Annotated in this window: 16 protein-coding genes; 6 read left to right on the forward strand and 10 right to left on the reverse strand. The window is 35.7% G+C overall.

The window, feature by feature from the left end:
- The first annotated feature begins 30 nt into the window (after nucleotides 1–30).
- On the forward strand, nucleotides 31–1,005 hold the full coding sequence (locus NMY3_RS10880; protein WP_196815880.1) for an arginase family protein: 975 nt from the start codon (nucleotides 31–33) through the stop codon (nucleotides 1,003–1,005).
- 28 nt (nucleotides 1,006–1,033) lie between these two features.
- On the opposite strand, the gene NMY3_RS10885 is transcribed toward NMY3_RS10880, so the two are convergent.
- Complete coding sequence (locus NMY3_RS10885; protein ID WP_196815881.1) at nucleotides 1,034–2,965, reverse strand: threonine--tRNA ligase; 1,932 nt, start codon at nucleotides 2,963–2,965, stop codon at nucleotides 1,034–1,036.
- Between the two features lie 100 nt (nucleotides 2,966–3,065).
- Between NMY3_RS10885 and NMY3_RS10890 the strand changes: the two genes are divergently transcribed.
- A complete protein-coding gene (locus tag NMY3_RS10890; protein ID WP_196815882.1) occupies nucleotides 3,066–3,419 on the forward strand; it encodes a hypothetical protein in 354 nt (117 codons plus the stop codon).
- Here the strand turns inward: NMY3_RS10890 and NMY3_RS10895 are convergent.
- Genes NMY3_RS10895 through NMY3_RS10915 form a run of 5 tightly spaced genes read right to left on the reverse strand, consistent with a single transcriptional unit; the run spans nucleotide 3,409 to nucleotide 7,671 of the window.
- Nucleotides 3,409–4,218: a hypothetical protein gene (locus tag NMY3_RS10895; RefSeq protein WP_196815883.1), complete on the reverse strand. Its 810-nt coding sequence runs from the start codon at nucleotides 4,216–4,218 to the stop codon at nucleotides 3,409–3,411. The genes NMY3_RS10890 and NMY3_RS10895 overlap by 11 nt on opposite strands.
- A 29-nt stretch (nucleotides 4,219–4,247) precedes the next feature.
- The gene (trpA, locus tag NMY3_RS10900) at nucleotides 4,248–5,078 is read right to left on the reverse strand and encodes a tryptophan synthase subunit alpha (RefSeq protein WP_196815884.1); all 831 of its coding nucleotides are present in this window, start codon (nucleotides 5,076–5,078) and stop codon (nucleotides 4,248–4,250) included.
- Nucleotides 5,075–6,310: a tryptophan synthase subunit beta gene (trpB, locus tag NMY3_RS10905; protein ID WP_196815885.1), complete on the reverse strand. Its 1,236-nt coding sequence runs from the start codon at nucleotides 6,308–6,310 to the stop codon at nucleotides 5,075–5,077. Before trpB ends, trpA begins: the two co-directional genes overlap by 4 nt.
- A 52-nt stretch (nucleotides 6,311–6,362) precedes the next feature.
- Complete coding sequence (locus tag NMY3_RS10910) at nucleotides 6,363–7,205, reverse strand: indole-3-glycerol-phosphate synthase (protein WP_196815886.1); 843 nt, start codon at nucleotides 7,203–7,205, stop codon at nucleotides 6,363–6,365.
- A 46-nt stretch (nucleotides 7,206–7,251) separates the two neighbouring features.
- Entirely contained in the window at nucleotides 7,252–7,671 is a 420-nt protein-coding gene (locus tag NMY3_RS10915; RefSeq protein ID WP_196815887.1) for a hypothetical protein, read from the reverse strand.
- 127 nt (nucleotides 7,672–7,798) lie between these two features.
- Between NMY3_RS10915 and NMY3_RS10920 the strand changes: the two genes are divergently transcribed.
- Complete coding sequence (locus NMY3_RS10920) at nucleotides 7,799–9,457, forward strand: CTP synthase (protein ID WP_196815888.1); 1,659 nt, start codon at nucleotides 7,799–7,801, stop codon at nucleotides 9,455–9,457.
- 3 nt (nucleotides 9,458–9,460) lie between these two features.
- On the opposite strand, the gene NMY3_RS10925 is transcribed toward NMY3_RS10920, so the two are convergent.
- Complete coding sequence (locus NMY3_RS10925; protein ID WP_196815889.1) at nucleotides 9,461–10,465, reverse strand: NAD(+)/NADH kinase; 1,005 nt, start codon at nucleotides 10,463–10,465, stop codon at nucleotides 9,461–9,463.
- Between the two features lie 65 nt (nucleotides 10,466–10,530).
- Nucleotides 10,531–11,442, reverse strand: coding sequence for a PfkB family carbohydrate kinase (locus tag NMY3_RS10930; RefSeq protein ID WP_196815890.1), 912 nt, complete (start codon nucleotides 11,440–11,442; stop codon nucleotides 10,531–10,533).
- A 90-nt stretch (nucleotides 11,443–11,532) separates the two neighbouring features.
- Here NMY3_RS10930 and NMY3_RS10935 point away from each other — a divergent pair, with 90 nt between their 5' ends.
- The gene (locus tag NMY3_RS10935) at nucleotides 11,533–11,820 is read left to right on the forward strand and encodes a 30S ribosomal protein S26e (protein WP_196815891.1); all 288 of its coding nucleotides are present in this window, start codon (nucleotides 11,533–11,535) and stop codon (nucleotides 11,818–11,820) included.
- A gap of 120 nt (nucleotides 11,821–11,940) precedes the next feature.
- Here NMY3_RS10935 and NMY3_RS10940 read toward each other — a convergent pair whose 3' ends face one another.
- A complete protein-coding gene (locus NMY3_RS10940; protein WP_231100021.1) occupies nucleotides 11,941–13,236 on the reverse strand; it encodes a CDP-alcohol phosphatidyltransferase family protein in 1,296 nt (431 codons plus the stop codon).
- A gap of 126 nt (nucleotides 13,237–13,362) precedes the next feature.
- On the opposite strand from NMY3_RS10940, the gene NMY3_RS10945 reads away from it, so the two are divergent.
- On the forward strand, nucleotides 13,363–14,322 hold the full coding sequence (locus NMY3_RS10945; protein ID WP_196815892.1) for an NAD(P)-binding domain-containing protein: 960 nt from the start codon (nucleotides 13,363–13,365) through the stop codon (nucleotides 14,320–14,322).
- 8 nt (nucleotides 14,323–14,330) lie between these two features.
- A complete protein-coding gene (locus NMY3_RS10950) occupies nucleotides 14,331–14,975 on the forward strand; it encodes a PIG-L deacetylase family protein (protein WP_196815893.1) in 645 nt (214 codons plus the stop codon).
- Between the two features lie 39 nt (nucleotides 14,976–15,014).
- Here NMY3_RS10950 and NMY3_RS10955 read toward each other — a convergent pair whose 3' ends face one another.
- On the reverse strand, nucleotides 15,015–16,091 hold the full coding sequence (locus tag NMY3_RS10955) for an ATP-grasp domain-containing protein (RefSeq protein WP_196815894.1): 1,077 nt from the start codon (nucleotides 16,089–16,091) through the stop codon (nucleotides 15,015–15,017).
- Nucleotides 16,092–16,115: the final 24 nt, after the last annotated feature.

Below are 16,115 nucleotides of genomic sequence, written 5' to 3' on the forward strand. Positions count from 1 at the left end.
AAATAATTCTTTGATTATAATAGAATAAACATGGATAAAATCTCTTATTTGGAAAGCTTATTTACACCTCCAGAGAACACAGCCGCAGGACATACTTTTTGTGATATTCCTATTCCTATTACTTTTGAAAACTCAAAAATATGTATCGTTGGAATCCCTACAGACATTACAACCACATTTGGAAAAACTACCTCTTTTGGGCCCGAAGCAATTCGAATCGCTTCAGCAAAACAAATCGAAACACTTGTTTTTGAAGAGAATATTGAGATTTATGAAAAGGCATTGATTTATGATATTGGGGATGTTAATTTTGTGAAACCTAGAGAGGATAAGATAATCGATATTTATGAAATTGACAAATTTTGGATAGACTTTGACAACAAGTTGTCGTCAGTGTTGAGAACATTAGTAGATTCAAACAAAATACCTGTTATCCTAGGAGGCGAACACACGATTACATATTCCATTTATAAGGAGCTTTCTAAAAATCATCCTTTACTGATCCATTTTGACGCTCATCGTGATATGAAATCGATCTACCAGGGTATGTCAATGTGTCATACAACTCCATTTTATCATCTGATTAGGGAAGGTTATCTTAGAGGGAATGATTTGATCCAAATTGGTATAAGGCAAGGAGATAGGGAAGAGAATAAATTCGCATTCGACAACGGTGTTACTACTTTTGACGCATGGAATTGCCACAGTTCCCTAGAGAAGGTTTCACAGTGGTTAAAATCGCATACTTATAATCGGGATATTTATATTTCATTTGATATCGATGTTTATGATATATCCTATTTACCTTGCACAGGCACACCAGAACCATTTGGATTAAATCCGTTCCAAATATTAGACATTGTCAACAGTATAAGCGATACAGCAAGATTGGTTGGGCTGGATTTTGTTGAAACAGGATTAAAAAACAATGATTATAGAGAAGGAGCTTTGGCTACCCAAACTCTACTTAGGATTTTGTCTAGACCATACATGGCCAATCAATAAATACTCTCTTTTTGTTTAAACCAACACCCTAAGAAGCAATTCTTGGTCTCTTTGAGAGGTACTCAGGTAAATTGATAGGAAGGTTAGGCTTGCCCTTCATGGGTTCTTTGATTAAATTTATCAATTCATCTATGCTTGTAGGATAGCTTGATTTTTTTAACCTATCTCGAACTGAAATAGAATTAGTGGCAACTTCCTTCTCGCCGATTATTAGTGTATAATGAATCCATTCAGTTTCGGTCTCTCTAATCTTTTTGGATAGGGTATCCTCCCTATCATCAATGTCGGCGCGGATAGAATTAGTTTTCAGTTGCTCTAACAGTTCAACACATTTAGGGATAAATTCATCCCTAACAGGAATTATTCTTACTTGGGTATTCATTAGCCAAATTGGTAAATATGGTGTTTTACCTTCCTTCATCATTTTGGCAGATTTTTCAAGCAAAGCAAAAATGACGCGCTCAATCGCCCCGCTAGGTGAGTTATGTAAAATTATGGGATTTTTCTTATTACCAGACTCATCTATGAAGGTAATGCCATATCGTTCCCCATTTTCAATATCAATTTGATCTGTAGCCAGCGCAGATGCCTTGCCAGAGTTATCTAGAAAATTAAACTCCCATTTTAGGACAAAATAAAAGAATCTATCGTCCCACATTTCTACGAGAACTGGTTTACCAATCTTTGATACCAAATTTTGAACAAACTCTTTGTTATTGGTATAGAATTCTTTAGTAAATCTTATGGCCATTTCTAAATCCTTTTCAGGAGTGATTCCAATTTCTTCCATTACTGAAACTGATAGATCAAGTCGTTTCAAAAATTCGATTTTTGCTTGCTCAATATCTTGACAAAATGCATGACAATCAGGCATACTAAAAGCACGCAATCGCCGTAATCCGACCAATTCGCCGCTCTTTTCTCTCCTGAAACTATATCTGGTCAGCTCGTAAAGTTTGAGTGGTAAATTCTTGTATGATATTTGAAAATCTTTGGTCATTAGGAACTGGCCAAAACAGGCGGCAAATCTTAAAAACAAATCTTTCTGATCAGATTTAATATTGTACTGTCTTGCAGGAAAGCGATTGAAGTAACTCTCCATCGATGGATGGTGAGAATCATACATGATGGGTGTTTCTACTTCCAGTCCCCCATACTGCGAAACTTTCTTGGTTACAAATTGTTCTAGTAACGATTTTATCAGCCGGCCTTTTGGATAAAATCGCATGTTTCCAGAATCAGATGCAGGTTCATAATCGGCTATACCTAATTTTCGCATTAGCTTTACATGTGGGGGTTGGTCTTCCACCGTCCTTTTTCGAAGTATTTCATATTTGAACAAATTCTCTAGATTTGTTTCAGATTTCTTGAACTTGTAATCATCGTAAGGGATCAAAGTCCCTTCGACAGTTAGCACATACCAATTCGATTTTAGATCTTTCTCAACAGTCAAAGCATTGGAAATTGAGCCTTCATTTTCAATTGCGTCTGATTTTGAAGAAACAACTTCAATCAAAGCTCCTGGCTGTCTCTCAGTACTTTTTTTTACAATAGCTCTTGAATTTTCCGCCAATGGATGTCCTTTTACCTTTATCCCTAGTTCCTTTGTCCATCCAAAGGGAGCTCTTTTAACCACAATTGTATCGGTACTTGCCCTTAAAGCATTTTCTAGTTGGATCATTAGTTTAAATGCACTCTTTGGGGCCTCTAGACTAGAACTAAGATGTGCATATGGATAAATTAGAACAGAGTTACATTTGATTTTCTTAAGGTAATCTAAAGTTTCCTTTATAAAGTCTTCTATTAGAGTTTCATCGTCTCCATGTTCTATAGATGTTAGTATGACGACGGTATCTTCAATGCGCTCTTTCTCATTCTTTAACAAAGGTTCAGCATCATCTATCTCCTTTTTGACAGGCAAATATTCTACAAAATCTACATGTAACTGTAATATTCGCATATTTACTAACTAGAATATTTAGTTTGATATATTCCATACCTATTTGCTAACAAATGAAATGTTTTTTTCTCAGAATTGTTGCTGATAAGATGTGGGAATAGTGGATTTCACCCTGGCCTGTTCATATGATGATTCTCAAGAATATTGTACATACGATAATCCGATTGCTGAATCCAATGAGGAAATGGGTTACTCGCTGATGTTTGTAGTCTCTAAAACTTCTGAATTATCCAATGCTAAAAGCTTCACAAATATCGAAGATCTCATAGAAAGGGTAATTGCTCATGAAACAATCCACGTTGTTATTTTAGGATTGGAGGGAAGAGATTCATCGGATAAACTGGATGATCTTGAAATATCTATTACCTTTGGAGCTGGAAGGACTCATTTGATACGGATGAATTTTTTGGGCTACGCAAGTGATAATACCGGCTTAGTAACTGCTACTCTGTAAAATCTGTAATTTTATAGTTCTTATGCTGCTGGATTGTCTTGATAATCTCCTTTTTAACATTAATTTTTAGATTCAATGATGAAAGTTCTTTCATGAATATTACTTCGTCTTCTAGGAGATTTTGTCCACTCTGAAATATCTGATTATAAATTAACCTTTGATGAATCGATTGTATTCTCCTTAAATTATTATACAATTTGGTAACATTAATCTGATAATCTGTTTTTTCCAGCGTTCTTATCAGATGCATCTTGTTCACGTTTAACAAACTATCTGAATACACCCGGTCGTGTCTATTTATGACCGCGAATTCATCAGTTTCACCAAAATATCCTATCAAAGTCGAAGGTAATATCCTTGATAACCCATTTTTTATTATTTTTGAAGAATGCTTACTGTCTAGGATTACTATTGATCGACCAAATGAGAGAATGGCTTCAATTACTTGATTGGCCAGTCTCTCATCAAGCTTATCTTTATCTGACTTAATTTCTATAGGAAATAGAGCAATTTTTTCAATATTTATTTTGTAACTCTCAGAAATTGTCTTTAGTAAAGTTGATCGAACAAAAATATTCTTTAAATCATCATCCATCTCAATTATACTATTCCTAATATCCTTTTTTTTGATATTTTTTGTTTTACATACTGCCAATACTAAATCAAATTTTCTACTTAAAGCTTCATTTTTGATTTCAATATATTTTTCGTAGTGCTTTGACGAATTCCCAAAAAAGTCGTTTCCCGGGTTTAGGTTTAGAAAATTCAAGAACCTATTTTTTAGTTGAATTTCATTCATATTGTAAAGTTACAATTCAAAAATAATTCTCAATTTGAGACCTTGCAAATAGTTTTCAATTCTTTGACAAAAATGTCTAATTCTGACAGCATCTTACTTTGATCGTGCTCATTTTTGGTAATAATGCTAACTAACGAGCTCCCAACAATAATTCCATCTGCACCAGACTCTATCATTCTCTGTCCATCTTTAGGAGTGCTAATCCCAAAGCCTACTGCTAAATGTTTCCCATACGAGGAAACAATTCCTTTTGAACGGGATATAGAATCGAAGGTGTATTTTTCGAACTTATTTCTAGATCCCGTTATTCCAAAGACTGATACCATATAAACAAAACCGGTGGATAGGGAGGCTATCATCCTTAATCTCTGGATACTAGTGTTAGGTGAAGTCAGGAAAACCGTAGATAGATCCAATTTGGTAGTAATATTTAGATAATCATCAGCTTCTTCAAAATTCAGATCTGGCACTATGAAACCATCTATATCACAGTTTTTAGACTGGATTAAGAATTTTTCTAATCCGTTAGAATAAAGTATATTTGAATATGTCATCAACAATAACGGAGTTTCCTTATGTTTTTCCCGAATTGACTTTACCAAATTTAGGCAGTCTTTTGGAGTTACTCCGGAATTGAGAGCCTTCACAAATGCATCTTGGATCATAGGTCCATCTGCCATCGGATCAGAAAATGGCACTCCTATCTCAATAATATCTACTCCAGAGCGAATCAATTGTTCAATAATTTTCCTAGAAAGCTCCAGTGTAGGGTAACCTCCCACAACATAACCAATCAATGCCTTCTCATTCTTTTGTTTTAAATTATTAAAAGTTCGGGTAACGTTATTTTCAACCTTCAAGAATGTATGACTCCTTTAGTTTGTATGTTCCTTTGAAGGCCTGCATCTGATCCTGAGAGATAATCTCTTACTATTTGCAAATCTTTATCTCCTCTACCAGATACGGTCACTACGACAGTTTCATCCTTCTTGAAATTTTTAGCATTTTTAATGATATACGCGACTGCGTGTGCAGACTCCAATGCAGGAATTATTCCTTCAAGTTTTGACAATTGCATAAATGCTTTAACTGCTTCTTTGTCGGTAACATGAGGATAAGTGGCTCTCGCGGTATCCATTAAGTTTGCATGCTCAGGGCCGATTCCAGGGTAATCAAGTCCAGCAGAAATGCTGTGCGCCTCGCTAATCTGTCCATTTTCATCCTGCAAAAAATAACTTTTCATTCCGTGGAAGATACCCATTCTTCCCTTTGACAATGTCGCCGCATGGAAACCAGTTCGTATGCCCTCTCCTCCAGCTTCTACACCTATCAGATTAACTTTCTTGTCGTTTATAAAGGGGTAAAATGATCCAATAGCGTTACTCCCACCACCGACACATGCTATCACTGCATCTGGCAATTTCCCAGTTAGTTTACGTATTTGTTCCTTGATCTCCTTACCTATGACACTTTGAAAATCCCTTACCATTGTAGGAAATGGATGGGGTCCCATAACAGATCCAATCAAATAATGCGTATCTTGAACATTAGCTATCCAATCTCTCAATGCTTCATTTATTGCATCCTTCAATGTTTTTGACCCAGATTGTACGGAGTGCACTTTCGAATTCAATAAATTCATCCTAAAAACATTAAGTTGCTGTCTTTCTACATCCTTTGCGCCCATATAAATTTCTGATTTGAGATCAAAAACTGCTGAGGCAATTGAAGTAGCTACCCCATGTTGACCAGCCCCAGTTTCGGCAATGATCCTGGTTTTGCCCATTTTTTTAGCTATTAGAGCCTGTCCCAAAGTGTTATTTATCTTATGAGCTCCGCTATGGAGCAGATCTTCTCTCTTTAAATAAATCCTTGGGCCACCAAGACTTTTAGTCAAATTATTAGCATAATAAAGTGGAGTTGATCTGCCTGCGAAGTTTGTTAATAGCCCTCCTAGTTCGCGTTGAAAAGACTTGTCCACTTTCAATCTCTGGTACCATTTATCCAGATCTTCTAAGGCTGGAATCAATGTCTCTGGAACATATCTTCCGCCATAGGTTCCAAATTTTCCTAAATCTGTATTCCTTTTCAAATATGTAGAAATGAAATTAAGTAGTTGCTACATAATACTTTATCGATTTAATCTAACTCTCGACTAATTCTTTGATTTTTTGGTCCATTTCTTTAAATTTCTCCATTAATGTTGTCCCAATCAAAAATGCGTCTGCTCCTGCACTCTTTAACTTGATGATATCCTTTGGGTCTTTTATACCACTTTCTGAAATCACAATATTATTGCCTTTGGAAGCTTCAGATAATATCTGAACCGTTGTGTTCAAATCTACTTCAAGTGTATTTAGGTTCCTGTTATTAATACCGATTAGGCTAAAGGGTCTTTTTGATTTACTGTTACTCTTTACAGCTTCATTAAACTCAACTTCATCATGGGTTTCTAAAATCACTTCTAGTCCGATTTTACTTGCATACTCAGACAATGTTTCTAAGCCACCCTCAGACAAGTTGCTGTCAAAGACTGTTTTTATTAACAAAATACAATCAGCACCGGCTTTTTTTGCAGCCTTGATTTGAACATCACTTACCACTATATCTTTCATTAAAATGGGAACAGTAACATACTTTCTAGCTTTTAGAATATTGTCTATTGATCCATTAAACAGGTATGGTTGAGCTAATATCGAAATACCGATCGCCCCAGCCCTTTCCATTGTCATTGCGATTTCCTCAACTTTCATCTCATTATACTCCACCAAGGTTCCATTTGATGGAGATGCATATTTTATCTCAGTTAAGAGCGGATTCAGCCTGCATTGTAAAATATTATTCCGTAAACTTAGACAAGTGTGATTGCTATATTCGCGGTCTCCATTAATTTCGTACATCCCGTCGTCAATAGCTTTAAAAGAGTTCTTCACAAGTGTTTTTAGGATCGATTTAGAACCTGGAAATCTAAGATTATTTGTTGTCATATTAATCGATTAGTTAGATGTTAGAAATAGCTTTACAGTCTTCTAACTAACTATAAAAGTTAATGTATCTATCTTTTACTCTAGTCTCTTTCTGATTCTTCATTACACTAATCAAAATATCAATGCAGGTATTTTCAGTAATTTCACCAAAGGCAACCTGGGTGGACAGAGTTTTCAAATCAAGGTTGCTATCGATAAATGCACTCATACCTGACAATATTTCAGATTTTTGTATCATTTTTTTCAATCTCAAATTATGATAGTTTATGTGAATTTCGTTAGCCTCCTCATAGTCCACACCATAAATATCTGAAATCTTTAAGCTGAGGTTTTTTTCTTTCTCCTTAACTATATCCTCATGCAAAGCATCTAGGGCACTTTTCCCTTTAAATGGCAACTTATTATCAATATCATTTTTGTCATTATCTTTGCCAAAAATATTGTCATTATTTTCATAAGAATTCATGATGATATACTTATTATATGTAGAATACCATAATAAAACTTTTCATTTTAGTAACATTAATTCCGATTGAAATAATAATAAACACTTAATTATCATTGACCCAATCTACATTTTCTATAAAGCAATTATGACCAATACTCCAAAATTTATATTTGTAACTGGGGGAGTAATGTCTGGCTTAGGGAAAGGAATCGTAGCTTCATCTATCGCCAAATTATTACAACTTTGTGGGTTGAAAGTGACTTGCATCAAAATAGATCCTTATCTGAATTATGATGCAGGAACAATGAATCCACTCACTCATGGGGAGGTATTCGTTACAGATGATGGTGGTGAATGTGACATGGACATAGGAAACTACGAACGTTTTCTTAATACCAGCTTAAAATCAAGCCACAATTTGACTGCGGGACGAATTTTTTCGAATGTGATAGGACTAGAAAGGGAAGGCAAATACCTTGGCCAGTGTGTGCAAATAATCCCACACATAACAGATGAAATTAAAAAACAGTTGAGAAAGATATCCTTAGAGGAGAATTTAGAAATTATGGTAGTGGAATGTGGCGGAACAGTTGGAGATATAGAAAGCTTACCTTTTTTAGAAGCGTTAAGACAGATGGAACTAGAAGATGGATATACAAATACCTTCTTTGTTCATGTAACCTTGGCTCCAGTACTAGATGCAGTAGGAGAACAAAAAACAAAGCCTACCCAACATAGCGTACAGGAATTGCGTAGGATAGGCATCCAGCCTGACCTATTGGCGGTCAGATGTAGAACTCCGTTAACGAGAGAAACGATTAGAAAAATTTCACTGTTTGCTAGTATTCCAACGGAGTGCGTCATGTCTAGCCATGATGCACCCTCAATCTATTCTGTCCCTAAAATTCTATTCGATCAGGGGATTACGAAAGTAATTTCAAAGAGTTTGAATTTGGACTTGACCCCACGAATTCTGAAATGGAATAAGATTGCCAGTTCTTTCCTAAAATTCGATGGGAGTGTGAAAATAGCTATAATAGGCAAATACGTAGATTTGAAAGATAGCTACGTGAGTGTATCTCAAGCAGTACTACATTCTGGTGCTAAATTCTCAAAGGAAATAATTATAGATTGGATAGATTCTGAAAGATTAGAATTCTCAGGTTCCAACAAATCTGGTATTTACGATAATCCTAAGCTTCTTGAATGTTTGAGGAAATTTGATGGTATTTTGGTTCCGGGAGGATTCGGAAGTAGGGGTAGCGAAGGCATAATCAATTCGTGCAATTTTGCAAGGGTAAATGATATTCCTTTTTTGGGGATTTGTTTTGGATTTCAACTTGCAATTGTTGAGTATGCGAGAAATGTATGTAAACTAGCCGATGCAAATTCAACAGAAATTAATTCAAAGACTAACAACCCAGTGGTCTTATATATGCCCGAACAAAAACAAATCAAAACGATGGGAGGAACGATGAGATTGGGCCTTCACAATATTCAGATTAAACCTGGTTCTATCGCTTCAAAAATATATCGAAAACATGTGGTTCAAAAACGTCATAGGCACAGGTATGAATTTAACCAAGAATATAGAGATCTGATTGAGAGTAACGGAATGAGATTTACTGGATCATCAGATGCAGGAAAAAGGATCGAAATTCTAGAAATACCGGGTCACAAATTCTTTCTGGGTATCCAGTATCATGGTGAATTTCATAGCCGACCGGGGTTCCCAGAACCTGCATTTGAAAATTTCATAAAAGCAGCGGTTGAAAATAAGAAGGTAACCAGAAAGCTTACCTAGATGTTAGATTTTTAACTCATAGATTTTTTGTCTGGCATCTCTGAGAGAAATTTTCTTTTTTACATAGCCCCTATTTAACAAGTGAGATAAAGATAACCTAATCGTTCTCTCAGGCAGCATAGTCTTATTAATCAAATCTTTTTGCGTCATGGCGCCCTCATATTCTAGTGTTTTGAGAATTAATTTTGCACTTGGTGGCATACGTAAAAGATCTTCAGCGTACTTTACTTTTTTCTCTATTATTCTGGTGGCAGAATAATTGTTGTTAAGCGTTACTAACCTGGCAGGAAATTCATGTTTGTTACATTGCAATTTATCTGTAATCTTTACACGAGATGTTCCGTCCAAGATTACTTCACAATGGTGACTTGACGTTATATCTACTATCTCTACAAAACATTCATCAGAAACGATGAGAGGGCGTCTAGTATTGTCCAATGAGTTGACTGAAACTACTACAACAACGTGTGAATTTTGGAGTATAATTGGCCCACCCGCTGACATTGCGTACGCAGTGGAACCAATTGGAGTAGCAATAATTACCCCATCACTGTTATCATGCCAAATATCTTTATTGTTTATTCTGAGAAAATGTTCCATCAGGATAGCACTCTTGTTAGAAAATATTGCAACGTCATTAAGGACCGGCTCTATTTCTTTTCCATCTACCTTAACAGCCAACCTTTCTTCTTCCCTTATTTCGTAGTTACCGGACTTTAGTGATTCCTTTATCAGATCAATGCCTTTAACATCAATCTGAGCCAGAAACCCGGTAGAATTCGATTCATACAAGCCCAAAACAGGAGCTGACTGGACCGATGTTTTGTGAAAGTAATTGAGAATACCCCTGTCGCCGCCAGGTACTAATACCATGTCAACATCTTTAGCCACATCTTGGTTCGAAGTATTCATGATCTGTGTCTGAATGTGTGATTCTTCTAGTGTTTTTACCACTTGGTTCAATATGGTTGAATCTTTACCGGTAAATCCTGACAAAGCAATTCGCATTATAATGAATCTTTGTTTGATTAAGGTAATTTAATAAAGTTTGTTTTTATTTCCATTTTTCTGCCCTAATCAACTACCTTAAATTTTATAGTATTATAGAAGTAAGAAGCAAATCTTTCGATTAAATTCATTCTTTCTGGAACTTTTTGAACTCCCTTTTTTTTTGATTCCAGCGAAGAAATTACGGATCCAGCTCCAAAACATATTGCCCAAAGCGGGTCTCGTTCTTTTAGATAAGCGCATGTGAATCCGGTCGCGAGAATGTCGCCCAGGCCTGTATGATCGGGACTATCGATTTTTTTGAACTTTATTGTATAGACAATATTTTTATGTAAAAAAATAATGCTATTACTACCTGTTGATATTACAAATTGAAGATTAAACTTGTCTCGTAGCATTAACATTCCTTCTATGGATGTAGTTCCTCCGGTAAGAGCCGATAATTCCTCCGGGTCGGCTTTAATGGCCGTCACTCCATTAAGATCTAAATCCATGCTCTTCCTGTTTGAGATTAACCCCTCATTGTTTTTATATCGGAGAAACCCTTGAGGATCAATCATTATGAAACTATCTCTGTAATTATCCACCACTTTCCGGAGCGTGTTTTGAGAAATTTCTTCAAATATTGGACTCAACAAGTAGGCATCACTATCCTCAAAATCACTAGCGTTAATCTCTGAACAACTCGATAAGAGAAAAAGCTGGCGCTCGGTATCTTTATTAAGAACTAGTCTAAATTTGGTTGTAGGATTCAACTTGTCAATTTGATTTTCTCTCAAAAATATGTTGCAATCTCTTAACAATTGTGATTTATCAACTATATCGTTACCAACCTTAGTAGCAGCAAAAGTATCAAAGCTGAATGTTTTTGCTAATCGGGATCCATAGCAAACTGGCCCTCCAAGACTTTGAGTCTTTTCGCCATCTAGGGCTATTATCTCATCTAGGGCCACATGCGACGCAATACAGACTTTCATGAACTTTATCTTTCTTACTTCAAAATTTTAAAGCAACATAATAAGGTTATCATAAGATTTAAAGGATAGGAATAGTTTCAAAATTAATGGATGCCTAAGAAAAGAACCAGCAGGGGAAGAACTAAAGGTGGAAAAGGGAGTTCAGGAACTGTTCATTGCAGTCAATGCGGTGCAATGGTCCCCAGAGATAAAGCAAAGAAAATTACAGGAAGGATCACCCTGGTAGAGCCTCAGTTAGCAAAAGAATTGAAGGCACAAGGTGCGTATATTGCCCCTTCAACAGATGTCAAATTTTATTGTGTTTCTTGTGCAGTACACCGAGGTATAGTAAAAGTAAGATCGGAAAACGATAGACGAAACTCAGGAAAATTAGGCTAGTAATTTTCAAGACGCTAAAGTCTTGAACTTTTAAACTTTCATGAAGTATATTTACCATCAAGCAAAGAATATTGCTTGGGAAATATTACTTGATTTTTAATTTAAAAAAATTTTTTGTTGTTAAGAGTTATTCTCTGGTTTCTTATCTTCATTAGTTGCAGGCTTTGTGTCGTTGTGATTGTCACCTTCTGTATTACTTGATGTATTTGATGCTGTATTACTAGTGTCACCTTCTGTATTACTTGATGTATTTGATGCTGTATTACTAGTGTCACCTTCTGTATTACTTGATGTATTTGATGCTGTATTACTCTTTGTAAACTTCTTATAAACCTCATCCTCGCCCTCTTGGTCAAAAATAATATGAGCAACATTTCTTCCAGTTTCGTTTGGATCAGTACCGTCCAAAAATTCCGCCTTCTTTGTTGTAGTTGAAGATGGTTGTGGTGGTGGTGTCTTTGTTGTAGTTGAAGATGGTTGTGGTGGTGGTGTCTTTGTTGTAGTTGAAGATGGTTGTGGTGGTGGTGGTGGTGGTGTTTTTGTTGTAGTTGTTGTGGTTGTTGTTGAAGATGGTTTAGAATATGTATTCGAAGTTGTCATTTTCTTATCATTTGGTTTGTCTAAATAATCATTGACATTCTTTGTAATTTTTGATAAAGATGTTGGCGGTTCGTTAAGTCTGGATGTAACGGTACCTGATGATGACTCATATTCGTGGTTTCTGCTAGACATGTCTCTAAACGTTTGGAGTGAAAAGAGTGGAGTCCCAAATTTAGCAGAAACTACTTTTAGTCTCTCAAGAACTGTAATAGCTGCAAGGATTGAGATTATCCAAAGGGCTACAGATATGTTATCTTGGAATGGTATGAATCCAAGAATGACAATGATGAGTATCCTTTCGGCTCTTTCTGCAATGCCCTTTCCTTTTAAGTCTACGCCTAAACCTTCACCGCGAGCTCTTGTGTAGCTAACTAGCATTGATAGTGACAGGGCAACTAAAACGAGTACTGGGTTTGTAAAACTGCCAATAAGGATACCAATAAATATAATTATTTCAGACACTTTGTCCAATACTGAATCAAGGTATCCACCCAATGCAGAGGTTCTCTTTGTAACGCGGGCCACCGCTCCATCTACGATATCAAAGAAGCCTGCAAAGAGAAGGAATAAACTACCTAAGAATGTAGCAGTGTAATAGTCCACTCCAATCGCAGGTGAATGTAAAGAAAACATAATAGCTGATATTATTGAAAGACCTAATCCTACCCATGTCCAGAAGCTCGGTCCAAAGCCTAAACTTGCAAATCCTCTTCCTACCTTTTCAATTATAGGATCAAATCTATTTCTTAAGTTGTTAAGCACGTAATAATTTGACCCGTTTCGTAGTATATAACCTTTTACTATTTTATATTTCAACACATATTTTAGTCATCTAATTTCTATGGATTCCAGAATTTAAATAATATAATAATATTGAGAAATTTATTTCGTGCTGATTGTATCTTAATTCTTTAATAATTTATGATTTGACTATGACTATATTTGTCCAACGAAAATAAGTCAAAAAATTTATCATTTACGCGCAACAAAGTAGTTATCATAGGACTTGGCCAGCTTGGTCTTCCAGTTGCAAAGTATGTTAAAGAACATGGTTTTGATACTTTTGGATATGATATAAATCAAAAAACCATGCAGTCAGCTGAAGCCAATTATGGAATAAAACAAGCAACCAACTTTGGTGATTTTGACGTACTAATTATTTGCGTATCTACACATAGACCAGACGATATGTTTACACCACAAGTAGATGGTTTGATGTCTGTTGTTGAAAAGATATCTAGAGAAGCTAAAGCAGGTGCATTAATATCAATTGAAAGTACTATACCAAAGGGTACATCAAAAAGAGTATTTGAAAAAGTAGACCATAGACTACATGTTGTACATGCACCACATAGATGGTATGCATTAGAAGAAGAAGTTCACGGTGTTAATCAATTACGTATTGTAGGTGGTGTAAGCAACTGCTGTTTGCAACATGGTCTTAACTTTTATGATGGACGTGAGGTAGTGCCTCAAACAACAGAAACAGCTACATCTACAGCTGGCATAAAAAGTCTATCAATTCCAATGCACCCAGTATCATCAGTTGAAGTAGCAGAACTAACAAAAATAGTAGAAAATGCTCATAGATATCTTCAAATAGCATTTGCAGAAGAGCTTTATCTTTATTGTAAGTCTAATAGCATTAGTTTTTCAGAATTACGTGAATCACTCAATACAAAATGGAATGTAGAAGTACTAGAACCAAGAGATGGAATAGGAGGTCACTGTCTTCCAAAAGATACAAAGATGTTTATCAATTCATCTAACACAATAAGAAGCAAGATACTTCAAGCAGCCATGGAGATTGATGAGGACTATAGAGAATATTTCCAAAATGCTAAGGAACTTAATAAATCCTGTGAAGAAAAAGATTGTGAAATCATAAAAGCCCTAAGATGAATTAACCAATGTCTAATGCTGTCAAAAGTGAAAATATTCTAGTTTTCGGTGCTCATCCTGATGATTTGGAAATAGGTATGGGAGGAACCATATCAAAGCTATCTAGACTTGGTTATAATGTGAAATTAGTAATCGCCACTTTACCTAATTTTACCCAGAGTGATAAAAAGGATGAGAGGAGAATGGAGGCAGTTAGATCATCAAAGGTTATGGGATGTCCAGAACCAGACTTTCTAGACCTTCCTCCTGAAGAGATGACACATAGCAGAAAACTAATTGGATTGATGGACAAATACATGGTTGATTATAAACCGGTAGCAGTCTTTACTCAATGGATAGGAGATTCACATCAAGACCACCAAGCACTTACCAAATCTGTCATTTCAGGGAGCAGAGATACTACCGACTTGTATATGTATGAAACAACCATTCCAGGGGGCATAACAGAACAAGCGTTTAGACCACAGCTATTCATAGATATATCTGACTATATGGAGCCAAAAAAATCAGCTCTAGAGTGTTTTGAATCTCAACAACTAAGATGTGGGCCGATTTGGATTGGCGCAATAGAAGGTCGAGCTGCCTTTAGGGGATACCAATTGAATTGCAAATACGCTGAGGCATTTGAGGTAATCCGAATTTCAAAGTGGTAATTTTTTTAACTTTTAACCTTTTTAATCCTTAATTTACAGTCAGAAATAGTCTATAATTGAAGAATTTAGAGTCTTTACATATCTTTTTTGGATCATTACTTTTTCATATTTTTCCTTATCAATGTAAGTTTCGTTCCAATATCTGAAGCAAACAAGTGATTTATGATCCTGAATTTTTACATTTTCATTAAACAAAACGTTCCTGACCATTATGTCAGGTTCATTCACGCCTGCTACTGTTCTCATAGGACCTGAGGCTGAAAAACGAGGGTTTATTTCTATAATTTTAACCTGATTGTCGTCCCCATCTATTCTAGATTGAATATTCAGGGGGCCAAAGGTTTTTAATTTCTTGGCTATTTGATTACACACTTTTGTAACTTTGGGATACTTGTCTATAAACGCCTTATAGGTCTGACCGTGTTTTAGTATTTTCTTTAGAGTTATAGTTGACATGATCTGATTATTCTCCTTACCTAGAGTCAACCCAGTTGTATACTCGTTAGCATCACCTTTAAGATATTTTTGGATCATAGGTTTCCAACCTGTCTGTGTTATTGCCTTACTGGCAAAATCTAACTCTTCGATAGAGTTTACAATCTGAAATAGCTTTGAGCCAAATCCTTCACGTGGTTTTACCACAAGTGGAAATTTATGATCCTTCAAAAAGCCGTCTATTTCATGGTTCAAACAAGTTGGAATGGAGTTCAGCTTATTTTCTTGTAAAAATTCATTTGTCTTGTATTTATCCCTGCACATTTCTACTATGTGAGGCTGGCTTGTTATGACGATTGAGCCGGTTTTATCCTCTATGAATTCTTTATTTTTACATAATATGGGAAGTTCTACATCTGACCCTATAAACAGAATCTGAATCTTATTTCTGTTACAGACTTTCACAACTGAATTAAGATACTCTTTAGCCGTTGGCTTCGGGATAAGTGAGAATTTATGCGCCCTATATAAGCCGGCTGCCTCATAGCTTATATCTGTGGCAAAGATTTTGTATTCATGACTCTTATGCCTTGAATATTTATTGTGATATTTTAGTGACTTGATTATACCTTGTGCTACAATTCCACCGGCTGAGGTTACGACAACGTTAATGCTTTTCATTGAACTATAATATTCAGAAGATTA

It is taken from the genome of Candidatus Nitrosocosmicus oleophilus (assembly GCF_000802205.1).
Classification (GTDB): Archaea; Thermoproteota; Nitrososphaeria; order Nitrososphaerales; family Nitrososphaeraceae; genus Nitrosocosmicus; species Nitrosocosmicus oleophilus.